This window comes from Lysobacter sp. H21R4, assembly GCF_015277535.1.
Taxonomy (GTDB): Bacteria; Pseudomonadota; Gammaproteobacteria; order Xanthomonadales; family Xanthomonadaceae; genus Novilysobacter; species Novilysobacter ciconiae.
On record NZ_CP063772.1, the window covers coordinates 1,931,096 to 1,954,838 of the forward strand.

25 protein-coding genes and 2 pseudogenes are annotated in these 23,743 nt (G+C 66.9%); 15 read left to right on the plus strand and 12 right to left on the minus strand.

The genetic code is table 11. The features are described 5' to 3' along the window. Positions 1 to 172 precede the first annotated feature (172 nt). The 3 genes and pseudogenes from INQ40_RS08755 to INQ40_RS08765 form a co-directional block, all read right to left on the minus strand. The gene (locus tag INQ40_RS08755; protein ID WP_194342493.1) at positions 173 to 1,021 is read right to left on the minus strand and encodes a sulfurtransferase; all 849 of its coding nucleotides are present in this window, start codon (positions 1,019 to 1,021) and stop codon (positions 173 to 175) included. 50 nt (positions 1,022 to 1,071) lie between these two features. Continuing rightward, positions 1,072 to 1,868, minus strand: a pseudogene (locus tag INQ40_RS08760) (CoA pyrophosphatase). Between the two features lie 128 nt (positions 1,869 to 1,996). Continuing rightward, a complete protein-coding gene (locus INQ40_RS08765; protein WP_193983827.1) occupies positions 1,997 to 2,686 on the minus strand; it encodes an FKBP-type peptidyl-prolyl cis-trans isomerase N-terminal domain-containing protein in 690 nt (229 codons plus the stop codon). A gap of 194 nt (positions 2,687 to 2,880) precedes the next feature. On the opposite strand from INQ40_RS08765, the gene INQ40_RS08770 reads away from it, so the two are divergent. From INQ40_RS08770 to rnt, 12 genes and pseudogenes are all read left to right on the plus strand, one after another. Then, on the plus strand, positions 2,881 to 3,675 hold the full coding sequence (locus tag INQ40_RS08770) for an enoyl-CoA hydratase-related protein (protein WP_194340138.1): 795 nt from the start codon (positions 2,881 to 2,883) through the stop codon (positions 3,673 to 3,675). An 80-nt stretch (positions 3,676 to 3,755) separates the two neighbouring features. Continuing rightward, positions 3,756 to 4,118: pseudogene (locus tag INQ40_RS08775) on the plus strand (hypothetical protein); the annotation flags it as partial. Positions 4,119 to 4,177: 59 nt separating this feature from the next. Further along, complete coding sequence (gene nth, locus INQ40_RS08780) at positions 4,178 to 4,903, plus strand: endonuclease III (protein WP_194340140.1); 726 nt, start codon at positions 4,178 to 4,180, stop codon at positions 4,901 to 4,903. 117 nt (positions 4,904 to 5,020) lie between these two features. Beyond that, positions 5,021 to 6,172: an OprO/OprP family phosphate-selective porin gene (locus INQ40_RS08785; protein ID WP_194340141.1), complete on the plus strand. Its 1,152-nt coding sequence runs from the start codon at positions 5,021 to 5,023 to the stop codon at positions 6,170 to 6,172. Positions 6,173 to 6,238: 66 nt separating this feature from the next. Beyond that, complete coding sequence (pstS, locus tag INQ40_RS08790; RefSeq protein WP_228481976.1) at positions 6,239 to 7,264, plus strand: phosphate ABC transporter substrate-binding protein PstS; 1,026 nt, start codon at positions 6,239 to 6,241, stop codon at positions 7,262 to 7,264. A gap of 176 nt (positions 7,265 to 7,440) precedes the next feature. Next, a complete protein-coding gene (locus tag INQ40_RS08795; RefSeq protein ID WP_194340142.1) occupies positions 7,441 to 8,757 on the plus strand; it encodes a Yip1 family protein in 1,317 nt (438 codons plus the stop codon). A gap of 182 nt (positions 8,758 to 8,939) precedes the next feature. Then, positions 8,940 to 10,022, plus strand: a complete 1,083-nt coding sequence (gene pstS / locus INQ40_RS08800; protein WP_194340143.1) for a phosphate ABC transporter substrate-binding protein PstS — start codon at positions 8,940 to 8,942, stop codon at positions 10,020 to 10,022. Positions 10,023 to 10,035: 13 nt separating this feature from the next. Then, positions 10,036 to 11,004 (plus strand): phosphate ABC transporter permease subunit PstC, encoded by a 969-nt coding sequence (gene pstC / locus INQ40_RS08805; RefSeq protein ID WP_194033913.1) that lies wholly within the window; start codon positions 10,036 to 10,038, stop codon positions 11,002 to 11,004. Next, positions 11,004 to 11,882 (plus strand): phosphate ABC transporter permease PstA, encoded by an 879-nt coding sequence (gene pstA / locus INQ40_RS08810; protein ID WP_194340144.1) that lies wholly within the window; start codon positions 11,004 to 11,006, stop codon positions 11,880 to 11,882. Before pstC ends, pstA begins: the two co-directional genes overlap by 1 nt. A gap of 82 nt (positions 11,883 to 11,964) precedes the next feature. After that, positions 11,965 to 12,828: a phosphate ABC transporter ATP-binding protein PstB gene (gene pstB, locus INQ40_RS08815; RefSeq protein WP_228482195.1), complete on the plus strand. Its 864-nt coding sequence runs from the start codon at positions 11,965 to 11,967 to the stop codon at positions 12,826 to 12,828. Positions 12,829 to 12,839: 11 nt separating this feature from the next. Beyond that, the gene (gene phoU, locus INQ40_RS08820; RefSeq protein WP_194342496.1) at positions 12,840 to 13,568 is read left to right on the plus strand and encodes a phosphate signaling complex protein PhoU; all 729 of its coding nucleotides are present in this window, start codon (positions 12,840 to 12,842) and stop codon (positions 13,566 to 13,568) included. An 87-nt stretch (positions 13,569 to 13,655) separates the two neighbouring features. After that, positions 13,656 to 14,348 carry a ribonuclease T gene (gene rnt, locus INQ40_RS08825; protein WP_194340145.1) on the plus strand — a complete coding sequence of 231 codons (693 nt, stop codon included), beginning with the start codon at positions 13,656 to 13,658 and terminating at the stop codon, positions 14,346 to 14,348. A 33-nt stretch (positions 14,349 to 14,381) separates the two neighbouring features. Here the strand turns inward: rnt and sugE are convergent, their stop codons facing one another. Together sugE and rlmB are read right to left on the minus strand one after the other, a co-directional pair. Continuing rightward, complete coding sequence (gene sugE / locus INQ40_RS08830; RefSeq protein ID WP_193983844.1) at positions 14,382 to 14,699, minus strand: quaternary ammonium compound efflux SMR transporter SugE; 318 nt, start codon at positions 14,697 to 14,699, stop codon at positions 14,382 to 14,384. Between the two features lie 415 nt (positions 14,700 to 15,114). Then, the gene (rlmB, locus tag INQ40_RS08835; RefSeq protein WP_194340146.1) at positions 15,115 to 15,876 is read right to left on the minus strand and encodes a 23S rRNA (guanosine(2251)-2'-O)-methyltransferase RlmB; all 762 of its coding nucleotides are present in this window, start codon (positions 15,874 to 15,876) and stop codon (positions 15,115 to 15,117) included. Positions 15,877 to 15,958: 82 nt separating this feature from the next. Between rlmB and INQ40_RS08840 the strand changes: the two genes are divergently transcribed. Both INQ40_RS08840 and INQ40_RS08845 read left to right on the plus strand, forming a co-directional pair. Continuing rightward, positions 15,959 to 16,696: a DNA-formamidopyrimidine glycosylase family protein gene (locus INQ40_RS08840; RefSeq protein WP_194340147.1), complete on the plus strand. Its 738-nt coding sequence runs from the start codon at positions 15,959 to 15,961 to the stop codon at positions 16,694 to 16,696. 31 nt (positions 16,697 to 16,727) lie between these two features. Continuing rightward, the gene (locus tag INQ40_RS08845) at positions 16,728 to 17,861 is read left to right on the plus strand and encodes a P1 family peptidase (protein WP_194340148.1); all 1,134 of its coding nucleotides are present in this window, start codon (positions 16,728 to 16,730) and stop codon (positions 17,859 to 17,861) included. A gap of 43 nt (positions 17,862 to 17,904) precedes the next feature. On the opposite strand, the gene INQ40_RS08850 is transcribed toward INQ40_RS08845, so the two are convergent. Beyond that, entirely contained in the window at positions 17,905 to 19,203 is a 1,299-nt protein-coding gene (locus INQ40_RS08850; protein WP_194340149.1) for an Ig-like domain-containing protein, read from the minus strand. An 81-nt stretch (positions 19,204 to 19,284) separates the two neighbouring features. Then, positions 19,285 to 20,205 (minus strand): SOS response-associated peptidase family protein, encoded by a 921-nt coding sequence (locus INQ40_RS08855; protein ID WP_194340150.1) that lies wholly within the window; start codon positions 20,203 to 20,205, stop codon positions 19,285 to 19,287. Positions 20,206 to 20,441: 236 nt separating this feature from the next. Here INQ40_RS08855 and INQ40_RS08860 point away from each other — a divergent pair, with 236 nt between their 5' ends. Then, entirely contained in the window at positions 20,442 to 20,864 is a 423-nt protein-coding gene (locus INQ40_RS08860) for a PepSY domain-containing protein (RefSeq protein WP_194340151.1), read from the plus strand. On the opposite strand, the gene INQ40_RS08865 is transcribed toward INQ40_RS08860, so the two are convergent. From INQ40_RS08865 to INQ40_RS08885, 5 genes are all read right to left on the minus strand, one after another. Further along, positions 20,800 to 21,297: an HIT family protein gene (locus INQ40_RS08865; RefSeq protein ID WP_194340152.1), complete on the minus strand. Its 498-nt coding sequence runs from the start codon at positions 21,295 to 21,297 to the stop codon at positions 20,800 to 20,802. The genes INQ40_RS08860 and INQ40_RS08865 overlap by 65 nt on opposite strands. A 54-nt stretch (positions 21,298 to 21,351) precedes the next feature. Then, positions 21,352 to 21,723: a hypothetical protein gene (locus tag INQ40_RS08870; RefSeq protein WP_194340153.1), complete on the minus strand. Its 372-nt coding sequence runs from the start codon at positions 21,721 to 21,723 to the stop codon at positions 21,352 to 21,354. A gap of 133 nt (positions 21,724 to 21,856) precedes the next feature. Continuing rightward, on the minus strand, positions 21,857 to 22,588 hold the full coding sequence (locus tag INQ40_RS08875) for a phospholipase D family protein (protein ID WP_194340154.1): 732 nt from the start codon (positions 22,586 to 22,588) through the stop codon (positions 21,857 to 21,859). A 23-nt stretch (positions 22,589 to 22,611) separates the two neighbouring features. After that, positions 22,612 to 22,842, minus strand: coding sequence for a hypothetical protein (locus tag INQ40_RS08880; RefSeq protein ID WP_194340155.1), 231 nt, complete (start codon positions 22,840 to 22,842; stop codon positions 22,612 to 22,614). Between the two features lie 429 nt (positions 22,843 to 23,271). Continuing rightward, entirely contained in the window at positions 23,272 to 23,649 is a 378-nt protein-coding gene (locus tag INQ40_RS08885) for a PH domain-containing protein (protein ID WP_194340156.1), read from the minus strand. Positions 23,650 to 23,743 lie beyond the last annotated feature (94 nt).

The window sequence follows — 23,743 nt, forward strand, 5'->3', positions numbered from 1 at the left end:
CCGTTCGATGCCCGCGTCCCGCTGCGATCTGACAGCGGGACCTGTGGGCCTTCGGGGCGAAATAAAGGAGGAGGCATCCGCCACAGGCGGGTGCCGGGGGACATTCGCCCGGAAGGTCGGCAGGTCGCGCCCTCGACCGCCCCGGCCCAGCAGGTCACAGTCTGCGCGCTGGCTACGCGCCGGTCGCGACGGGGCGCGTGGGGTCCTCGATCCAGCCGCTCCAGGAACCGGTGAACAGCTTCGCGCCCGGGAGGCCGGCATGCGCCATCGCCAGCAGGTGATGGCAGGCGGTTACACCCGACCCGCACATCACCACTACTTCGTCCGGATCACGACCGTCGAGCAGATCGGTGAACTCGTCCCGGAGCGCGGCCGCGGGCTTGAAGTGTCCGTTCTCGAGGTTGAGGGAATACGGCCGGTTGATCGCGCCGGGGACATGGCCGGCGACCTTGTCGATCGGCTCGACCTCGCCGCGGTAGCGTTCGCCGGCGCGCGCGTCGACCAGCATGCCGCCGGCGGCCAGGTGCGACTGGACCTGCGCTGCATCGAGCAGCAGCGCCGGGTCGAAGTCGGCGTGGTAGGCCGCCGGCGTTGGCGCGACGGGGGCACCGACCTCCACCAGGCAATCCTGCTCGGTCCAGTGCTTCCAGCCGCCGTCCAGCACCGCCACGTCGCGATGGCCGAGCGCACGCAGCAGGAACCAGGTGCGTGCGGCGGAAAGCCCACCGTCGCCGGCGTCGTAGACGACCACCTGATGCTGAGGAGTGATGCCCCACTCGCCCAGCCTGTCGGTGAACTTCGCGGCGGTTGGCCAAGGGTGGCGACCGCCGGGGCGGGAATGGTCCGACAGGTCGCAGTCGAGGTCGGCAAAGTACGCGCCGGGGATGTGGGACTGCCAGTAGGCCTGCTCGCACGCGGCCGGATCGGCCAGCGATGAGCGCGCATCCAGCACCACCACGTCGGGCCGGCCGAGTGCACGGGCCAGATCTTCCACCGTCACCAGGGTCTGCCAGCGCGGCATGGAAGGGGAACCGGACTTCGACCCGGAAGTCGAATGGGAAACCTGATCGCTCATGTCACGTGCTCCAGTCGCTGCCGCAGGTTCATCAGGATAGAGGCGGTCACGCCCCAGATGCGCTGGGCCGGATAGCGGTACTCCCAGACCTCGCGCTTGCGGCCACGGTAGTCCACATGCTTGCCGACCAGGTTCCCCGGATCGAGCAGGAACGCTAGGGGCACCTCGAACACCTCGGCGACCTCGCCCGGGTCGGCATGGATGCGGTGCGCGGGATCGATCACCGCCACGACCGGGATCACCCGGAAGCCGGTGATGGTGAGCAGGGGGTCGAGCAGGCCCAACGGCGTGATCTGCGCCGGGGGCACGCCGATTTCCTCGTCGGTCTCGCGCAGCGCGGCGGCGACCGCATCCACGTCATCTTCCTCCACGCGGCCGCCGGGAAACGCGACCTGCCCGCCGTGGTGGCGCAGCGCATCGGTGCGCCGCGTCAGCAGGACCTGGGTGGCATCGGGTCGCGGTACCAGCCCGACCAAAACAGCAGCGTCGAATTGCGGGTCCCCGGGCAGCAGAAGATCGTGCAGCTCAGCCAGGTTCCACGCGGGACCGGTGGGTGGCGATTGCAGCGGATGCAACGCGCGTCGCAGCCGACCGCCGGCATCCAGCCGCGCGATCAGTGCCGCAGGGCTCATCCCCGCCCTGCCTCGCGGTCCGGCAACACCACGTCCATCAGGTGGGCGCGCTCGCCATCGTCCATCTGCGACCAGCGCGCGATCTCATCGCCGGTGCGATGGCAGCCGTCGCATCGCCCGCGCTCATCCAGAACGCACACGCCGGTGCAGGGAGTGAGCATGGGGGGCAAGGGCTGGTACACGGCAACACTCCTGAAAGCGCACGAACTCCAAAGGCCACAAATGCGTTGCGCCGGACGGGGCCGGCGCAACGTTGGGACGGTTCGCGGACCAGGCCGCGGTCATACCTTTACTTGACGCTGACCAGCTTGATCTCGAACTGCACCGCCATGTTGGGCGGAATGCCGGTACGCGGATCGGCACCGTAGGCCTTGTCGGCGGGCAGGGTGACTTCCCACTTGGAACCGGCGGGCATCATCTGCAGCGCTTCGCGCATCGCCGGCATCTCGACTTCCGACAGCTTGATGTCGGGCATCGGGCGCGCCTGCGAGGCTTCGCCTTGCTGACGCTGGCCCCACGGGAACGGACCGGCGACTTCCAGCGAGACGGTGCTGGCGGCGGTCGGCTTGGCACCCTTGCCCGCTTCGATCACGCGGTACTGGACGCCGCTGGGCAGCGCCTGCACGCCGGCCTTGGCCTTGTTCTGGGCGATGAAGGCGTCGCTGCGGGTCTTGTTCTCAGCGGCTGCGGAATCCCAGGCCGCCTTGGCCTTGGCCTGCTGGCGCTTCTGCATGTTCTCCACGGCGCTGCGGAGCTGGTCGACGGGCACGGCCGGATCCTTCTTCGCGTAGCCGTCCTGCAATCCCTTGGTGATGGTGCCGACGTCGAGCGCTTCGCCGCTTTCGCTGGCATTGCGTCCCAGGTCATAACCGAGCGCGTAGCTCAGCTTGCCCTTTTCGGATGAGGTGTCCTGGGCGAAGGCTTGGCCTGCGGTCAGGGTCAAGGCCGCAACGGCGACCGCAATCAAACGCAACTTCATTCGGTAAAACCTCCGGAGGTGACGCGAAGCGGACGCACCGCCCCGATTGGGATGCCACGCCGGTCAACAGCCCCGGGCGGACACGCTAGGATAACGACGCAAGGGCTTAACCGCCACTGACGACCCACGTCCGACCATTGCTTGGCCGGCAAGTTCCGCAAACCACCCGTCTCTCTTTTTCCCGGACCCGATCAATGCGCGAAAACGCCGCCTCCGCCATCGTCACCGTCGCCGACCACGCCGCCGTGCGCGTGATCACCGTCAACCGCCCGGACAAGTTGAACGCGCTGAATGCCGCCACGCTGGATGCGCTGCACGCGGCGTTCGACGTGGCCGACAGCGATCCCGGCGTGCGCTGCGTGGTGCTGACCGGCGCGGGCGAGAAAGCGTTCGTGGCGGGCGCCGACATCAGTGAGATGAACGCATTGACGCCGGTCCAGGGCCGCGATTTCTCGCTGCGCGGCCAGCGCCTGATGCGGCACATCGAGAAGCTCGGCAAGCCGGTCATCGCGATGGTCAACGGGTTCGCACTCGGCGGCGGGCTGGAGCTGGCCATGTGCTGCCACCTGCGCATCGCATCCGACAAGGCCAAAGTCGGCCAGCCGGAGGTGAATCTGGGGCTGATCCCGGGCTTTGGCGGCACCCAGCGCCTGCTGCGGCTGGCCGGACGCGCGGCCACGCTGGAGCTGTGCCTGGTCGGCGCACCGGTGGACGCTGCCCGCGCGCTGGAACTGGGCATCGTCAATCGCGTCGTTGCCGCCGCCGAGCTGCACGAGGAAACCATGAAGCTGGCCGGGCAACTGGCGGCGTCCGCACCGCTGGCGCTGCGTGGGGTGATCGACTGCGTCAACGTCGGCGGCGAGTGCGGGATCGAGGAAGGCCTCGAGTACGAGACCGCGCAGTTCGGCCTGATGTTCTCCACCGACGACATGCGCGAAGGCACCAGCGCGTTCCTCGAGCGTCGCAAGCCGGCGTTTCAGGGCAGCTGAAGGCGGTGGATCCGGAGGTCGCTTGTGCTTGCGGTTGCGCGGATGCGCGCGGCAGCGCCGTCCATCCGGTCAACAACGCGCTGGCGGTCGGCGATCTGGACCGTGCCTTTACGCTCGGGCTTTTGGACGTCGTCGCCTGCCCGGCGTGCACTGACTGCTGCCATGCGTTGCTGGATCGCATACAGGACGAACGGCGCCAGGCATTGGCCGCCCGGGCGCGGTATCGCCAACGTGAAGCGAGGTTGGAGCGTCGGCGCCTGGAGCGCGAGCAGCGCCGGGCGGCGCTCGCGGTAGCCGCCGAGGACCCGCCCAAGACGACGGTTGCCGGCGCGAGCAAAACGGCGCGCCCGTTCGAGGCGCCACGCGTGGCCAGCCCGGCGCTGCCGGCGGTCGCTGCCGCCGCACTGGCGCGGGCACAGGCAAAGGTGGCGGCGCGCGCACAGGCAAAATCGCCGCGCGCATCAGGCACCCCGAATCCGCCCAAGCACGGAGACCCCGAGCCTTGAGCACCCCCGCCCGCCGCAAGGCCCGCCCGCGCTCGAAGCTGCGCAAGGCCGAGATCGAGGAGATGTTCGCCCGGCTGCGCCAGCTCAACCCGGAACCGACCACCGAGCTGGAGTTTGCCAGCCCCTACGAACTGCTGGTGGCGGTGACGCTGTCGGCCCAGTCCACCGACGTGGGCGTCAACAAGGCGACCCGGAAACTGTTCCCGGTCGCCAATACGCCGGCGGCGATGGCGGCCCTCGGCGTGGAAGGCCTGAAGCCCTACATCGCCACCATCGGGCTGTACAACACCAAGGCGGCGAACGTGGTGGCCATGGCCGAGCTGCTGCTGGAACGGCACGACGGCCAGGTGCCCAACGACCGCGCGGCGCTGGAAGCCCTGCCCGGCGTCGGCCGCAAGACCGCCAACGTGGTGCTCAACACCGCGTTCGGCGAACCGACGATGGCGGTCGATACCCACATCTTCCGGGTGTCCAACCGCACCGGCCTGGCGCCGGGCAGGAACGTGCGCGAGGTCGAGGACCTGCTGGTCCGCGTGATTCCCGACGAGTACCGGCGCGACGCGCACCACTGGCTGATCCTGCACGGGCGCTACGTGTGCAAGGCGCGCGCGCCGGACTGCCCGCATTGCGTGATCCGCGACATATGTCGCTATCGGGACAAGACTCCCGGCGAGCCCGACGCGCCACCAAGCGCCGCGCGCGCGCTCCAAAGCCAGGGCTGAATCGGGCGCACACGCGGTCGTCGCCCCATTGCCTGCGTCCCCGTGCTGCCTTTGTCATATCGCTGCAATGTTGCCTCGCCACACTGCGGGCACTTTCCCGATATGACCTTCCGCCCCATGCCCATTGCCCGCAACCGCCTCGCCCTTGCCCTGCTGCTGGCAGGCGCCGCACCGCTCGCCCATGCCGAAATCGCCATCGATGTGATCGGTGGCTCGGAGATCAGCTTCGAAGGCCTTATCCAGGCCGATTACAACCACTTCGGCAGCGACGTCGCCGACCTCAATGGCGATGCGCTGGACGGCCGCAATGCCGACCAGGAACTGCGCCGCGCCGAGCTGGTGCTCAAGGGCAAGGGCCCGGGCAACATCGACTGGGTGATGGGCTATGACGCCAAGGCCGACAAGTGGCTCGACGTCAATGCGAAGTACAAGCTGGGCGGCAACAAGCAGCACTACGTCCAGATGGGCCAATTCAAGCAGCCCAACAGCCTGGAGGAGCTGTCGTCGACCAAGAACAACGACTTCATCTCCAAGGCCACCATCACCAACAGCTTCGCCACCGGTCGTCGCCTGGGCGCGGCCTACTCCTATGGCAGCGGCCCGTTCGCCATCACCGCCAGCTACTTCGGCCGCGAACTGACCCGCAACAAGGCCGCCGGGGACGGTTACGGCGTGCGCGGCGCATTTGCGCCGATCAACCAGGACGGCACCATCCTGCACTTCGGCCTGTCGTACGTGAACCGCGATGTCGATGGTGACGCGATCAAGTTGTCGGCCAAACCCAATGCCGACCTGACCAAGGCCAGCCTGGTCAGTACCGGCACGCTGGCCAACGCGGATCGCATGTCGACGATCGGGCTGGAGAGCTTCTGGGCACGCGGGCCGGTCAAGCTGCAAGGCGAGTACATGCAGGTCGACGTCGACCGCTACGGCGCGGGTGCGGCCGACTTCCGCGGCAGCGGCGGGTACCTGAGTGCCCTATGGAACGTCACGGGCGAAGGCTGGAAGTACAAGGACGGCGTCCCCGGCACCGAAGCCCCCAGCGAACCGGCCGCCGGCATGTGGCAGCTCGGGATGCGCTACGACACCATCGATCTGGACGACGGCGCCGTGCAGGGCGGCCAGATGGACGCGATCACCGCCGGGGTGAACTACCACTGGCGCTCCAACTTCAAGCTCGCGCTGAACTACGTGAAGGTCAACAGCCAGCGCGCCGGCATCGACGACAACCCCCACATCACCGAAGCCCGCCTGCAGTTCTTCTGGTAAGCGACCGCCATTCCTGCCGCCGGCTTGACCCCTCCCTTCCTCCTACCCACCTTCCCGGAGCCCTCCGTGTCCCAGTTCCGTACCCTCCGTTTCACCGCGCTGGCCCTGGCCGCCGCGCTCTGTGCCAGTGCGACGGCCTCCGCCGCCGAGATCACCGGTGCCGGCGCGTCCTTCATCTACCCGGTCATGACCCAGTGGTCGGCCGACTACGCCAAGGCAACCGGCAACCGCGTCAACTACCAGTCGATCGGCTCCGGCGGCGGCATCGCCCAGATCAAGGCCGCCACGGTCGACTTCGGTTCCTCGGATGCCCCGCTCAAGCCCGAAGAACTTTCCAAGCATGGCCTGGCGCAGTTTCCGTCGGTGATCGGCGGCGTGGTGCCGGTGCTGAACGTGCCCGGCATCGCCGCCGGTGCGCTGAAGCTTGATGGCGACGTCCTGGCGGACATCTTCCTGGGCAAGATCGCCAAGTGGAACGACCCGCGCATCGTCGCCACCAACTCGGGACTGAAGCTGCCGGACCTGAAGATCACCATCGTCCACCGCTCCGACGGCTCGGGCACGACCTTCAACTTCGTCAACTACCTGTCCAAGGTCAGCCCGGCGTGGAAGTCCCAGGTCGGTGAAGGCACCTCGGTGAAGTGGCCCGGCGGCATCGGCGGCAAGGGCAACGAGGGTGTCGCGGCCTACGTCAAGCAGATCAAGGGCGGTATCGGCTACGTCGAGATGTCCTACGCACTGCAGAACAAGATGGCCTACTCGCGGCTGAAGAATGCCGCCGGCAACTACATCATCCCGAGCGACAAGACGTTCTCGGCGGCTGCCGCCAGCGCCGAATGGGGTTCGGCCGATGACTTCTACCTGGTGATGACCAATGCCCCGGGCCAGGACGCCTGGCCGATCACCGCCACCAACTTCATCCTGATGTACAAGCAGCCCAAGAATGCCGCCGGAGCGCGTGCGGCGAAGGAGTTCTTCCGCTGGGTCTATGCCAACGGCGACCTCCAGGCGAGCAAGCTCGACTACGTGCCGCTGCCCGACGCGCTGGTCCGGCAGATCGAGACCTACTGGTCGAAGGACATGGCGTATTGAGTGGCATCTGAGCATGTGCGGTGCGCAACGGGCCTTCGGGCCCGTTGTGCTGTCTGCGCGGTGGAATTGCGCGACACCCGGCGCGGTAATGTCCGGATGAGCCGCCATCCGCCGTAGTTGGCATGGTGAATACGGCGCAGTCCCGCCGAATAACCGCACGCTCGGAGCAAGCACACATGAATGACGAAGGTCTCATCTCCCGGGTCAAGTCCATCCTGTTCGACCCGCGGCGCACCTGGCCGCTGATCGGCGAGGAACCGGCAACCGTCGCCGGCCTCTACACCCGATACATCATGATCCTGGCCGCGCTGCCGGCCATTTTCACCTTCGTCAAGACCAGCCTGATCGGCTATAGCATGTTCGGCGCGACCATGCGCACCGGCATCGTGGCCGGCCTGCTGGGCGCACTGCTGACCTACGCGCTCAGCCTGGTCATGGTGTATGTCGTGGCGCTGATCATCAACGCGCTGGCGCCGAGCTTTCGCGGCCAGAAGAACCAGGTGCAGGCGCTGAAGGTGATCGCCTACGCCTACACCGCGGCCTGGGTCGCCGGGATCGCCGTCATCATTCCGTGGCTGGGCGGCATCATCGGCCTGGCCGGCGGGATCTACTCGATCTACCTGCTGTACCTGGGCCTGCCGCACACGATGAAGAACCCGCCGGAAAAATCGCTGGCCTACACCATCGTGATCGTGGTGATCACGCTGGTGCTGAGCCTGCTGATCGGCGCGGTGGTCGCCGGGGTGACCGGCATCGGCGCAATCGGCGCGGGCGCCGGCGCGCTGGGCAAGAGCTCCCACAGCTCCAGCGTCGTCTTCGACACGGACACCAAGCTGGGCCAACTGGCTGCGTTTGGCGAGCAGATGAAGGCCGCCGGCGAGCGCATGGAGGCGGCCGAGTCGCGCAGCCGCGGCAAGGACGGCAGCGGTGCCAAGGCCACCGCCGCTGACGGCCGCTCGCGCGATGCCGACATGGCGTCCGCGGAAGCGGCGATGGCCGCACTGTTCGGCGGCAAGGACGGCAAGCCCCTGGAGGCGCTGGAGCCGGAGCAGCTGAAGGGCCTGTTGCCGGCATCGATCGCCGGGATGCCGCGCACCGGCACCAGCGCCAGCCGCGAGAGTGCCATGGGCATGCAGGTCAGCAACGCCTCGGCCGACTACGCCAGCGAGGACGGCCAGCGGCGCCTCAAACTGACGCTGTCGGACGCGCCGATGATGGCCAAGATGGGCGCATTCCGCGGACTGATGAGTTCGGAGTCCTCATCGGAGACGCAGGACGGCTTTGAGAAGACCTACACCCGCAACGGTCGCCACATCGAAGAGGAGTGGAACAGCCGCAGCGGCCGGGGCGCCTACGAGGTCATGGTCGGCAGCCGCTTCACGGTGAAGGCCGAGGGCACCGCGGAGAACTTCCAGCAGATCCAGTCCGCGGTGGAAAGCGTCGACCTGGCCAAGCTGGAGGCCGTGGCCAAGGCGGGGGCCGAGCAGCACTAGCTTCGGGCGCGAAGACAGCGTCGCGGCGGGTCATCACCGCGGCGAACCATGGAAAAAGGGCGCCCTCCCACCGGAGGCGCCCTTTTTCCTGTTCAGCCTCCCAACCTCACGGTCATACGCCGGTAACACAAACGTCCTTTCATGGTGCCAACGCCGGCCACGCCGGCCCTGACGAGCCGCCCATGAAACCCAACCGCATTGCCGCCCTGTCCTTGGTCTTCGCTCTTGCCGCCGCCGCTATCGGCTGCACGGCGCCCACCGACGGCAGCACGTCCGACGCCAACTCCGGCGCCGCGGGTGCCGCGCAGATCACCGGCGCGGGTGCGACCTTCATCTTCCCGCTGGTGTCGCGCTGGTCGGCCGACTACCACGCCGCGACCGGCCACCAGGTCAACTACCAGTCGATCGGCTCCGGCGGCGGCATCGCCCAGATCACTGCCGGCACGGTGGACTTCGGCTCCTCGGACGCACCGCTGTCAAGCGCCGAGCTGGCCCAGGCGGGCCTGGGTCAGTTCCCTTCCGCGATTGGCGGCGTGGTGCCGGTGGTCAACGTCGCCGGCATCGAGCCGGGCCAGTTGCGCCTGACCGGACCGCTGCTGGCGGACATCTACCTGGGCAAGCTCACTACCTGGAACGATCCGGCGATCGCAGCCCTCAACCCCGACCTGGCGCTGCCGGCGACCGGCATCAGCCTGGTCCAGCGCTCCGACGGTTCGGGCACGACCTTCAACTTCACCAACTATCTGTCCAAGGTCAGTCCGGCGTGGCGGGACGCTGTTGGCGAAGGCAAGTCCGTGCAGTGGCCGGCAGGTGTCGGCGGCAAGGGCAACGAGGGCGTGGCGTCCTACGTCCAGCAGATCGACGGTGCGATCGGCTACGTCGAGCTGGCCTACGCGATCCAGAACGCCATGTCGCACGCGCTGCTGCAGAACGCCGCCGGCAACTTCGTCGCGCCGAACGCCGACAGCTTCCAGGCCGCGGCCGCCACCGCCGACTGGGCCGGCGCCAGCGACTTCAACCTGGTGATCACCAATGCGCCCGGCGAGCAGGCCTGGCCGATCACCGCAACCAATTTCATCCTTATGCACAAGCAGCCGGCGGACGCGGAGCGCAGCCGCAACGCGCTGGATTTCTTCCGGTGGGCGCTGCACAACGGCCAGGCGCAGGCCGACGCGCTGCATTACGTGCCGCTGCCGGCGCCGCTGGTGGACCAGGTGGAGCGCTACTGGGCCAGCGAATTCGGTTTCACCACCGACGCCCAGTGACCCGCCGCCATCCATGAGCACGAGCGTCCTGACCAACGCCGGCATCCTTGCGCGCGACACCGCCGACGCACGCAACGACCGCTGGTTCCGCTACGCGCTGGCCGCTGCCGTCGCGCTCGTGCTGTTGCTGCTGGCCGGCGCCGCCCTGTCCATGCTCTGGGGCGGCCGCGCGGTGCTGCAGGCCAGCGGCCTGGATTTCTTTTTCTCCGCCGACTGGAACCCGGTGCAGGGCCGGTACGGGGCGCTGGTCCCGATCTTCGGCACCCTGGTCACCGCCGCCATCGCGATGCTGCTGGCCGTGCCGCTCAGTTTCGGCATCGCCTTCCACCTCACCGAGGTCGCGCCGCGCTGGCTGCGCGGCCCGGTGGGCACCGCGATCGAGCTGCTGGCGGGCATCCCGTCGATCATCTACGGCATGTGGGGGTTGTTCGTGCTGGTGCCGGTCATGACCCGCCATGTCACGCCGTGGGCGAATGAGCACCTCGGCCCGTTGCCGGTGATCGGCCCGCTGTTCCAGGGGCCGCCGATCGGCATCGGCATGCTCACCGCCGGCATCGTGCTGGCGATCATGGTGGTGCCCTTCATAAGTTCGGTGATGCGTGAGGTGTTCCTGACGGTGCCGACGCGGCTGAAGGAGTCGGCCTACGCGCTGGGATCGACCCGATGGGAAGTCAGCTGGAACATCGTTCTGCCCTATACCCGTTCGGCGGTGATCGGCGGCATCTTCCTGGGCCTGGGCCGGGCGCTAGGCGAGACCATGGCAGTGGCGTTCGTGATCGGCAACTCGACCCGCTTTACCGCCTCGCTGCTGGAGCCGGGCACCACCATCGCGGCGCTGATCGCCAATGACTTCGGCGAGGCCACCGGCGAGTACCGCTCCGCCCTGCTGCTGCTGGGCTTCGTGCTGTTCATCGTCACCTTCGTCGTGCTGGCGCTGGCACGCGTCATGCTCGCCCGCCTGGCGCGCCGGGAGGGCAACTGATGACCGCGCTTCGCAACGACGCCGTCGCTGACGCGCTGTATCGCCGCCGCCGCATCGGCAACGCGCTGGCGCTGGTGCTGTCCAACCTGGCTACCGCGATCGGCCTGATCTGCCTGGGCTGGATTTTGTGGACGCTGCTGGCCAAGGGCCTTGGCGGCATCGAGGTGGCACTGTTCACCCGCGACACGCCGCCGCCGATGACCGGGGGCGGTCTGCGCAACGCGTTTTTCGGCAGTGCGGTGATGTGCCTGCTGGCCATCGCGATCGGCACTCCATTGGGGATCGCCGCCGGCACCTGGTTGGCCGAATACGGCCGCGGCACCCGCGTCGGCACGGTCGTGCGCTTCGTCAACGACATCCTGCTCTCCGCACCGTCCATCGTGCTGGGGCTGTTCGTCTACACGCTGGTGGTGATGCGCACCGGCGGCAATTTCTCCGCCATCGCCGGCGCCATCGCCCTGGCCTTCATCGTCGTGCCGGTGGTGCTGCGGACCACCGACGAGATGCTGCGGCTGGTCCCGGGCCAGATGCGGGAGGCGGCCCTGTCGCTCGGCGTGCCGCACTGGAAGGTGGTGCTGCAGGTGATGTTCCGCTCGGCCCTGCCCGGCGTCATGACCGGCATCCTGCTGGCGCTGGCGCGGATCTCCGGGGAGACCGCGCCGCTGCTGTTCACCGCCTTCGGCAACCAGTACTGGAGCACCGACCTGACCGGCCCGATGGCCAGCGTTCCGGTGGTCATGTACCAGTACGCCAGCAGCCCCTACCAGTCCTGGCAGGACCTCGCCTGGGCCGGCGCGCTGGTGCTGACCACCTTCGTCCTGCTGACCAGCCTGGTCGCCCGCGCCATCGTCGCCCGGCATCGGGTCGCGCATGACTGACGCCCGTCCCATCCCGTCCCCATCCCGTCCCCATCCGATCCCCATCCGATCCCCCGAGGCACCACCGATGAACGCCACCGCCGTGCTCGACCTGCCCCGCTCTCCCGCCATGCGCGCGAACCCGATCGCCAGTGCGAGCGTCCTGGAGCGGGCGACCCGGCCGACCCCGCTTGCGGCCGACACCGCGCACGCGCCGCCAAAGCTCGATGTCCGCGGGCTGGATTTCCACTACGACCGCTTCCATGCGCTCAAGGACATCCACCTGTCGATCCCGGAGAAGCAGGTCACCGCGCTCATCGGCCCGTCGGGCTGCGGCAAGTCGACGCTGCTGCGGGTGTTCAACCGGATCTACGCGCTGTACCCGAAGATGCGTGCGACCGGCCAGGTGCTGCTGGACGGCGCCGACATCCTGGATCCCCGCTACCCCTTGAACCGCCTGCGCAGTCGGGTCGGCATGGTCTTCCAGAAACCGGTGCCGTTCCCGATGACGATCTTCGAGAACGTCGCCTACGCCATCCGCCACCACGAGAAGCTCTCCAAGGCGGAGATGGCGTTGCGCGTGGAGCAGGCCCTGCAGCAGGCGGCGCTGTGGGAGGAGGTCAAGGACAAGCTGGGCGCCAGCGCGCTGGGACTGTCGGGCGGGCAGCAGGAGCGCTTGTGCATTGCCCGCGCGGTCGCGCTGCGGCCGGACGTGCTGCTGCTGGACGAGCCGACCTCGGCACTGGACCCGATCTCCACCAGCCGCATCGAGCAGCTCATCGCCGGACTCAAGAACGAGTTCACCATCGTCATGGTGACGCACAACATGCAGCAGGCGGCGCGGGTGTCGGACTACACCGCCTTCATGTACCTGGGCGACCTGGTCGAACACGACGCGACCGCGACGATATTTTCCAATCCCTCGCAGCGCCAGACCGAGGACTACATCACCGGGCGGTTCGGATGAGCACGAACGCGATGGACGGCTCAGGCTCCCGGATCCTGCAGGGCCACGATGCGGAACAGCTGCGCCTGCTGCAGGAAACCCTGCGCATGGGCGAGCTGGCAGCGGTGCAGCTGGAGGGCGCACTCGCCCTGCTGGCCCGCAACGACCCTCCGGCGGCCATGCGGCTGATCGCCGCAGACGCCGCCATCGACGCGCTGGAGCAGCAGATCAGTCACGACGTGATGCAACTGGCCCTGCACGGGCCGATGGCGCGCGACCTGCGCGGCATCCTGGCCGCGTTGCGCATCACCTCCGACATCGAGCGCATCGGCGATTTCGCGGCCAACCTGGCCAAGCGTTCCACCGTGCTCGGCGACACCCTGCCGCGGCAGCGAATCGCCACGCTGCAGGGCATCGGGCACCTGGCGGTGACCCAGTTGCGGGAGGTGATGGCGGCCTATCGCGACCACGACGCCGAAGCCGCGCGCGCGGTGAGGGAGCGCGATGTGGCCATCGACCGGGCCTACACCGCGGTGTTCGCGGAATTGCTTGGCGACATGATGGGCGACGCGGCAACCATCCCGGCCTGCGCCCACCTGCTGTTTGTCGCCAAGAACCTGGAGCGGATCGGCGACCACGCCACCAACATCGCCGAGAACGTCTGGTTCCTGGTCCATGGCGATGACCCGCTGCCGCCGCGCGAGAAACGCGACCACAGCAGCACCCTTGCGGCCGGCGACGCCAGCAACCCGGCGCGCTGACCGCCGGATTGCCGGAGCGGCTCGGCACGTACTTGGGAGCGCCCGCGCGCACCGGGGCGTTCGCCCGCCTCTGCTACGCTTTCCGCCATGACCGACGCCGCGCCCTCCGCCTCCACGCCAGGTTTGCCTGACGCCCCCACCATCTCGCCGCTGGCCACGCGCTTTCGCGGCTTCCTGCCGGTGGTGGTGGACGTGGAGACCGGCGGTTTCGACTGGAACCGCCACGCGCTGCTGGAGATCGCGGTGGTGCCGGTGGACATCGACGAGAGCGGCCTGCTGGTTCCGGGCAAGACGGCCAGCGCGCACGTCATTCCGGCGCCCGGCCTGGACATCGATCCCAAGTCGCTGGAGATCACCGGCATCGTGCTGGACCACCCGTTCCGCTTCGCCAAGGAAGAGCGCGCCGCGCTCGACCACGTGTTCGCGCCGGTGCGCGAGGCGCTGCGACGGCACGGCTGCCAGCGCGCGATCCTGGTCGGCCACAACGCGCACTTCGACCTGAACTTCCTCAACGCCGCGGTGGCGCGCACCGGCCACAAGCGCAATCCGTTCCACCCTTTCAGCGTGTTCGACACGGTCACCCTGGCCGGGGTCGCCTACGGGCAGACGGTGCTGGCGCGGGCGGCGGCGGCGGCCGGCATCGAGTGGGATGCCAACGAGGCGCACTCGGCGGTGTATGACACCGAGCGCACGGCCGAGTTGTTCTGCCAGATCGTCAATGCGTGGCCGACGCCGATGCCGGGCGTGGCGCCGCTCGCCCGGGCACCTGCGTCGCGCTGAGCTTTTGGCAGATCCCGGTTTGCGACCGCGGGTTTACGGGGTCGCGAGTTTCAGGCCGACCATGCCGGCGATGATCAGGGCGACGCTGCCGATGCGCAGGGCGTTGACGGGTTCGTCAAACAGGACAACACCAAGGATCACGGTGCCCACGGCGCCGACGCCGACCCAGATGGCGTAGGCGGTGCCGACGGGCAGGCTCTTCATCGCGATGCCGAGCATCCACACGCTGATCGCCATCGCCACCAGGGTGCCCACCGTCGGCCAGAGGCGGGTGAAGCCTTCGGAGTACTTGAGGCCGATGGCCCAGGCGATTTCGAACAGGCCGGCGGTGAGGAGGATGATCCAGTTCATGGGGGGTGACTCTTGGGAGGCGCTTGTTGGTAGCGCGGGGAGGCGTCTGCCGGGTATCCCGATCAGTCGCTCCACGATATTCGCTTGGTGATCGGGACACCCGGCAGACGCCAGCGGTATGGCGCGATGGTTACGCGGGACGTTTGGTGGTTATGCCGGAAGCGCCTGCCGGGTGCTCCGTCCAGTCGCTCCACGATATTCGCTTGGTGGACGGAACACCCGGCAGGCGCCGCCGATAGGCTGCGGCGGCGGCGGAAGAAATCAAAAACCGGGGTAGCGGGTACCGGGTGTGGATGCCCTTGGGTGTGAAGTAAAGGAGGAGGCACCGGCTTCATCGGTGCCGGAGGACATTCATACCCAAGGGCATTCACACCCGGCGCTCCGTGTGGCGATGGTTCCGGACCCGCAAACCGGGTCAGCCGGTGACGCGCTGACGGACGGCTTCGAAGAGGGTGACGCCGGCGGCGACCGAGACGTTCAGGCTTTCCACGCCGGCACCGCCGTCGGCGCCGGGCATGGGGATGTTGACGAGCTGATCGCAGTTTTCGCGGGTGAGGCGGCGCAGGCCGTCGCCTTCGCCGCCGAGCACCAGGCCGACGTTGCCGCGCAGGTCGACGTTGTACAGGCTGCCTTTGGCTTCGCCGGCCAGGCCGTACAGCCAGACGCCCAGTTTCTGCAGGTCGCGCATGGTGCGGGCCAGGTTGGTGACCGGGAGCACGGCGACGCTGTCGGCGGCGCCGGCGGAGGTCTTGCGCACGGTCGCGTTGACCTGCACGGCTTTGTCCTTGGGAAAGATCACCGCGGTCACGCCGGCGGCGGCGGCGCTGCGCAGGCAGGCGCCCAGGTTGTGGGGGTCCTGGACGCCGTCGAGGATCAACAGCAAGGCGCGGCCTTCGGCGGCGGTGACGAGGTCTTCCAATTCGTTCTCGTCCCAGGTCTTCGCGGCTTCATAGCGCGCGACGACACCCTGGTGGCGCAGGCTGCCGGCGACGCCGGAGAGCGCCTGCTGGTTGACCCGGCGCACGTCGATGCCGAAGCGGCGGGCGGAGCCTTCGATCTCGGTCAGGCGCGGGTTCTTGCCGCCCGCCTCGATCAGGACCTCGCGCACGTTGTCGGCGTCGTGCTCGATCGCGGCGGCGACGGCGTTGATGCCGGCGATCCATTGTTTCTGGCTCATGGGGGTCGGGAGCAGATGGGGGGCGGCCATTGTAGGCGGGCGCGTTGACGCCTGCCTCATGCGGCCTGCCTATAGTCCGCCCATGCCCGAGGGTCCTTCGATCGTCATCCTGCGCGAGGCCGCTGCGAAATTCGCCGGCCGCAGGGTGCTCAGCGTCTCCGGCAACAGCACCCAGGACATCCAGCGCATGCGCAACCTGACGGTGGTCGCGGTGCGCAGCTGGGGCAAGCATTTCCTGCTGGAGTTTCCGCGCTTCAGCGTGCGCATCCACATGCTGCTGTTCGGCAGCTACCGCATCGACGAGGACAAGGGCACGCCGCCGCGACTGTCGCTGGCCTTCAGCAAGGGCGAGGTGCTGAACTTCTACGCCTGTTCGGTGCGCTTCCTGGAAGGCGACCTGGACGATCATTACGACTGGAGCGGCGACGTGATGAGCGACGACTGGGACCCGGCCGCCGCTCGGCGCAAGCTGCGGGCGAGGCCCGAGGCGCTGGCCGCCGACGTGCTGCTCGACCAGAACGTGTTTGCCGGCGTGGGCAACATCATCAAGAACGAAGTGCTGCACCGCATCCGCGTGCACCCCGAGAGCACCGTCGGCGCCCTGCCCGCGCGCAAGCTGGGGCAGCTGGTCACCCAGGCGCGGGATTACAGCTTCGACTTCTACCACTGGAAGAAGGCCTTCCAGCTGAAGAAGCACTACCAGGTCCACACCAAAACGATCTGCCCGCGCGACGGCACCCGCCTGAGCTACCGCAAGCACCTGGGGGCGGCGCAACGCCGCGCGTTCTGGTGCGACACCTGCCAGCGGTTTTACGGTTAGGGTGGCGGTCGGACCGTCGGAGGGAACCAACATGCTTGTACGCCTGCTCGTCGTCGCCCTGCTGTGGGCCGCCTGCACGCCTGTACTCGCGCAGCAGAAAAACCTGCGCGATTACGGCATCGAAGTGGGCGTGCTGGCGCCCGGCCAGTGGAACGCGATCACCGATGTGCCCGGCGTTGCGGTCGGGCATACGACGCTGGTGCGCGGGAAGAACATCCGCACCGGCGTCACCGCGGTGCTGCCGCATGCCGGCAACGTCTTCCAGGACAAGGTTCCGGCCGCGGTGTACGTGGGCAACGGCTTCGGCAAGCTGGCAGGCTCCACGCAGATCGTCGAGCTCGGCACGCTGGAGACGCCGATCATCCTGACCAACACCCTGGGCGTGCCGGTCGCGGCGGACGCGCTGATCGACCACGCCTTGTCGTATGCCGAGAATGCTGACGTCGGCTCGGTCAACCCGGTGGTCGGGGAAACCAACGACGGCCATCTCAACGACATCCGCGGCCGCCATGTCACCAAGCGCGACGTGCTGGCGGCGATCAAATCGGCCGCTGGAGGCCACATCGCCCAAGGCAATGTCGGCGCCGGCACCGGCACGGTCGCGTTCGGCTTCAAGGGCGGCATCGGCACGTCCTCGCGCAAGCTGCCCGGCAACCTGGGCGGGCATACGGTGGGCGTACTGGTGCAGACCAACTTCGGCGGCGTGCTGAGCGTGGACGGCGTGTCGATCGGCAAGGCGCTGGGCAAGCACTACCTGAGCGATGCGCTCAACGACTCGCCCGACGGCTCGTGCATGATCATCGTCGCCACCGACGCACCGCTGGACGCCCGCAACCTGGAGCGGCTGGCCAAGCGCGCCATGCTCGGGCTGGCCCGGACCGGCGGCATCGCCTCCAACGGCAGCGGCGACTACGTGATCGCGTTCTCGGCCAACGAATCGGTGCGCGTGCCGCACGACGCCGACAGCCCGACCCGGCAGCTGACCGTGCTGCGCAACGACGCGATGTCGCCGTTGTTCATGGCCGCCATCGAGGCGACCGAGGAAGCCATCCTCAACTCGCTGTTCCGGGCCGAGACCACGGTGGGCCGCGACGGCCACGAGGTCAAAGCGCTGCCGGTGGATGAGGTGCTGGGGATCATGGAGGCGCAGGGGTATCGGTTTTGAAGCTGCCCCGCCCGCTCTCGCCAGGCGGGGCTGCCGTTTCCGGTCAGTGACCCTGCTGACGGACCTTGATCGTGTGCGGCGCCGAGCTGCCGCCGGGGGCGTCCAGCTCCCCGACCGAGATGGTGATCACGGCGCTGCGCGGCGCGATGTCGGGCAGCGCCACCGGGTTGATCTTCCACTCACCCTTCGAGTTGGCCTTGCTTGTAAACGTTCCCAGGTCCGTCGTTCTCGCGGGGGTGCGCTTGCCATCACGTGGCCGGAGCGAGTCGAGCGCCTGCGTGACCTTGACCTGCAGACGACTGCCGGGCGCAGCACTGCCGCTGATGGCCAGCTTGTCGTCGACGCTGGCGCCGCTTTGAGGCTCGGTGATCCTGGGCTGTGGGCGAAGCGCCGCCGCGACCAGATTTGGATCCATCTTCCCCATCCGGCTTTCAGCCATCGCGAGTTCCTCGGGGCGGTCGACCAAGATAGCTGCCCTGACCTTTTCGGCCTGGGTCGGCTCCCGCCGGGGCGGCACCTCGATGGACACCTCGCGCAGCGTCTCGTGCGAGGCGAGCGACTGGTCCTCCTGATGGCGCTCCCGGGCTGCGATCACAACCCGGGCGTTGACGTAGCCAGGCTCGGTGTAGCCAGGTGCGGAGGTTGTGACCGTCCAGTTTCCGGAGCGATCGATAGTCGCCTTGATGCCCGCGGAGGAGTTCTTGTGCTCGTACGTGGGGTTGCCCTCGGTGGCGTAGATCAACTCGGTCCTGACATCAATGGTGTTGCCCGGGGTACCCGTACCGGTGACCCGGAAGTTGCCCTCGCGTTTGAGCAGGGTACCTGGCGTCGGCGTCTGGATGACCGGCGGTCCCGGCGCGACCGGCAACGGTTCGGGCTGGGATTGGGGGTACACATCGAAGGTGACCGTCGGGGACCACGCGTCGCTGATGTGGGGCTGGTTGTGCTCGTTCTTCCAGCGCACCGATGCCGTGATGGTATAGCGGACGTCCTGCCAGCCACGCTGCGCCTTCGGCAGGTCCATGGTCACCGACCAGTTGCCGCTGCGGTCAGGACCGATGCCCTTTGAGACGCTCTTGTCACTGACACGCCGCCCGTTCTTCACATGCGACATCTGGACCTTGACCGTTCCAGTGGCGAGATTCGACGCGGTGCCGCGGATCGTGATCCGCGATGGATCCGGGAGCCGCGAACCCGGCGTGGGCGACGTGATCTGCGGCGGCTGCGGCGCAGAAGAGACGGTTCCCTGGGCAAAGGCCAGGGGTGCTGCAAACGCCAGCATCAGCAATGCGGCCAGGCGCGCTGCCCTGCCGTGTGGGCGGTGGTTCAATGTTCCTTGCATGTGATCGTTTCCAAACTGAGTGGGTTCCAGCTATCCAGTACGAGGCAGTGCCGGCAATCCGGACATGACGTTGAATAGGGATCACGCCGCCTTCCGGTGCTCGTAGTGCGGGTGTTGTCTGTCGTCGAAGATCGCGTAGAGCGCCGACAGATCCTGCGGATCCGGGTTGAGCCAGGCGTCGATGTGTTCGGGTTTGATGTTGATGATCGTGCGGTCGTGACCGGCGGCTGCCACCTCGGGCTCGGGCTCGTCGGTGATCGCCGCAAACGACAGCAGCTCCTCGTCGCCGTCGGTCCAGCGCGACCACAGGCAGGCGACCAGCATCGGCTCGCCGGTGCGCGGCTCGAACTCCAGCACCTGATTCCCCTCCGGGGTGTCGACGTTCTCGTAAAACCTGTCTGCGACCATCAGCGCATGGTGGTGCCCGAACTGTGCCTTCCAGAATCCTTCCAGGCTGTCACGGCGGGCGTTGTAGGTGCCGGGAAACTTGCGGTCGTAAAACGCCGGCTTGCCGGCCGGCCGGCACTGGTAACGCATTGGTTTGACCACGCGCGCGCCGTCCTCCCACACCATCACGGGCGCGACCATGCCCGGGAATATCCGGCTGTCGCGGGGCAGCAACGCGGTGCGCCGCAGGTCCGCCAGCCGGCCCTTGATCTGCGCGATCCGGCTGGTGGCGATGCGCACATCCTCGGTGGCCTTCTTCGTGGTCCGGGTCTGCAGCGTCCGCTGGGCGTCGTTGAGACGCTTGACCTGTTTGAACAGATCCTGCTCCAGCCGCGTCGCCTCGTCCTGGTTGTATTGCTGAATCAGGGCGTGGATCTGCTGCTCCTCCGGCGAGGTCGGGCGCGCAAACGCCGCGTCCATCGCAAACGGGATCTTGATGCGGTCACCGCGCTTGCGATCGACATACAGCCGCACGAACGTGTTGATGTCCATTCGGGCATCAAAGCGACGGGTGTACCGCTCGTAGTCGGCCCACACCTGGGCGCTGAAGCACATGGCTCTGGTCTCGCTGTTGGTCCGCGTTGACGGCGATCATCCGCGCGGCACCGTTAACACGTCGTCCCGGTGCGTTGCGGTTTGCGGATCTGCGTTCGATCGAAAATTGCATCGCTTGAGCTGCTGGTAGCGGGTGGCAGCGCGCGTTTGCGACGCTTATTGCCGATGGGGTTTCACGATGCCTTGGCAACGACGACCCCACAGTAACGATCTCCCTACCCAGCGAGGCTACGACGATGCTCAAATCCACTGTTTTCTGCGCCAGCCTGATTGTTGCCGGCAGCGTAGCGGCGCAAGCCACGAGCCTGACCCAGGCGGAGGCCCAGGCGAAGCTCACCGAGGCCGGCTACCAGCACGTTCGAGACGCTGAAATGGACGACGGGTTCTGGGAGGCGGATGCGCGGCGCGCCGACGGCACCTGGGTGGATGTTCGCGTGCATCCGGTGACGGGCAAGGTGTATGCCGAAGACACCACCCCCAAGCTGGATGCCGAAGCTGTCAGCCGCAAGCTCAAGGCCGCCGGCTATACCAACGTGCGCGATATTGATTTCGACGACGGTGTCTGGGAGATGGACGCGCGCAACAAGGCCGGCGTCAAGGTGGACCTGGCAGTGGATCCCGATGACGGTGCGGTGTTGTCAGAGCGCGAGGATCGCTGAGCTCGAGCGCGGGCAACACACGCGCCAGCTTGGCCGCAACCTGATCGAGCTCATCCCTGTTTGCCGGGTCGCCGAATTCCGGGGGAAGGTTCCAGCTGAACCCGTCCCCCACGTGCCTCGGGTTTACATGAATATGGGCATGGAAAACGGTTTGCGATGCGGCAGCGCCGTTGCACATCACGATGTTGACGCCCTCGCACCGGATATCGGTCTTTTCGTATGACTGGGCAACCTGTTGAGCGACCTTGAACATGTGGCTCGCCGTCGAGGGCGGCAGGTCGAAGATGTTCACATGGTGCGCGGTGGGAATGACCAAAGCGTGCCCTTCGTTCACGGGCTCGATCGTCAGCAGCGCCGTGCAGATGTCATCGCGGTAGATGATGCTGGCCGCGGACCTTCCGGAAAGGATCTCGCAGAATATGCAATTCGACATGTGCGGTCCCGGATATTGCCGACGCCACTTCTAGCGTTCGGATTGAAGTAACGGTCAGGCGGCGCACCACAACGCGATGCCGCCAATGGCGAACAGGATCAACCACGCCAGGTGCCTGCCGCGCGTGAAAATCAGCGGCAGGAAGCCACTTACGACGAAGGTGGTGCCGATGATGTTCAGCATTTCGGAAACTGCGAGGTCTCCCCGACCTGCGTACAGAAGCAGCACGCCGAAGCCGAACCACGCGACGCTGGTGATGTGCCAGGCAAAGCGCAGCGTGTGCACGGTGAAATCCGAGCTGCCAAAGAGCTTCGGCAGGTCGGCGCGCCGGAACAAGCGCGCGAGGATGTATTTCTCACCGAGTACCGAGTGGGTGATGCCAAGCGCGACGGAGAGAAATGCCGCGAAGTAAAGAAGTTCCGTCATAGTCGACTACCTATTGAAGGTCTGAACCACCCGCCTGTCTCGCGCGATAAGGTCGTGATTTGAGCAGGTTATCGCGACGGTTTCTGACCCGTGGACGTCCCCGTCCCCTTCGCCATGCGGCGCTCACGGCGGGTCAGGCGTCCGACGCTTCTGGCCAGAGGAAGTACGCGCCGAATCGCGGACTCACGCGGAGTTCGCCTCCGGCGGCCTTGCCGGCATCGGTCAGCACCTGCTTGCCGTCCTTCAGCTCCAGATGGCCTTTGGCGACCATGCGGTCGAGGAAGTCGCCGGTCTTGAGGCCGAGTTTGCGGGCCAGCTTTGAACTGGTCAGCTTGCCGACGTCGTCGGCGCCGTCCTGATCGGTTGCCGCGTCAGCGGCCTGCTCCGCTTCCGCCGGCTTTTCTTCGGGCGGGGTCGCCACCCGCTCCATCGAGATGCGCACCTCGTCGCTGATGCGGATGATGCGCTGGGCTTCCTCATAGGCCTCGCGATACAGTTCTGCGTCCTCCGAGCGGCGGATCAGGATGCCCATCTCGTTGTTGTTGACCTGGCTGAACTCGTAAAGGTTGAGGCTGGTGATGATGCACAGCTCCTCATTGAGGTAGCACTTGGCGTGCAGGTTCTTGCAGAAGCTGGTGCGGATGTAGGTCTGCTCACGCAACCAGCTGATCTCCAGCGGCTGCAACTCGCTCTTTCCGTAAACAATGCGCACGTCGATCTTCAGCCGGTTCTTGTCGGCCAGCAGTTCCTTGATGCGGTCGTTGAGTTTCAGATACGGACTGATGAGGATCAGCCGGTCCTTGGCGTCCTTGATGAGCTCCTCAAGGAAGTAGTTGGTTGCGCTGGTATTGAGAAACTTGGCCATGACGTTCGCCTGTCAGGGACAGGTCACACCTCCGCCGGTCGGTCGGCGTCGGGGAGCCTCGGCGCCATTGCGGTCCGGGTGGCGGCCAGCTCGGCGGCGATGCGGGCCAGCTCGGCGTTGGTCTTCTTCGACTCGGCGATGATCTCGGCCAGCTTGTCCTTGGTGCCGAAAATCGCGAACGGCAGGAAGAACCACAGCACCGCGAGTATGAACGCGAATATTGTGAATACGAGGCCCAGGCCTCCGGTCATCATTCCCATCTCAATCCCCTTGTCGAAGTCAAAAAATCCCCAGGGCGAGTAGACCACGTATGCCTTTGCGGAGCCACGGGGCTGCGCCGGAATGGCGCTTGGGCTCGAATCACGGGGCAGGTATCGTCTACAGCCACATCAGGGGGGAAGTTGAATGGCGCGCTGAAAAACCGGTCCACTCGATGATGTCGCATCACTGCCCTGGTATGTCGGCGTGACACTGGGAATCATCGCGTTTTGTTCTCGTAGGCAGCGTTGGCGTGGGTTGATGGCGCCGCTGGCTTGGGTGTTCCTGGGCGGGTGCTGGCTGGCAGCAGCGGTGTCATTCCTCAGGGGCTGTCCGACTTATCCGCGCTGCAAAGGCACGCGGCCGGCGTAACGGCCACTCAAGCGGCGGTCCCGCCTGTGGTGCCTGGTGACCGCGTCCCATCGTCAACCGAGCACATATGCCGCTAGCACCGCCTGGACCTCGTAGATGCTCAGCTTCTTGTTGAAGGTTTTCTGCACCGGTGTTGCCGTCCCCGAAATCCAGATCTTCAGCTCCGCATCCAGATCGAAGCTGCCTGCGGTCTCGACGCTGAAGTGGGTGATGCTTTTGTACGGGATCGAGTGGTATTCGACCTTGCTGCCGGTCAGTCCCTGCTTGTCCACCAGGACCAGCCGCTTGTTGGTGAAGACAAAGTAGTCGCGGATGAGCTTGTAGACGTGCTCCACCGCCTCGCCTGGCGCGAGCACCTCCGCCAACTCCTGTTCGATCGCGGCATTGTCGATCTTGGATGCGTTGCCGAGCAGGCCATCGAGAAGTCCCATGATTTCCCCTGTTGTGCGGTCGCCAACCGCGACCTGTGGTTTATACGCCAGCGTGCTTTGCGCCGGTGACCGAGTGCCCCACCCGGCCTTTGCA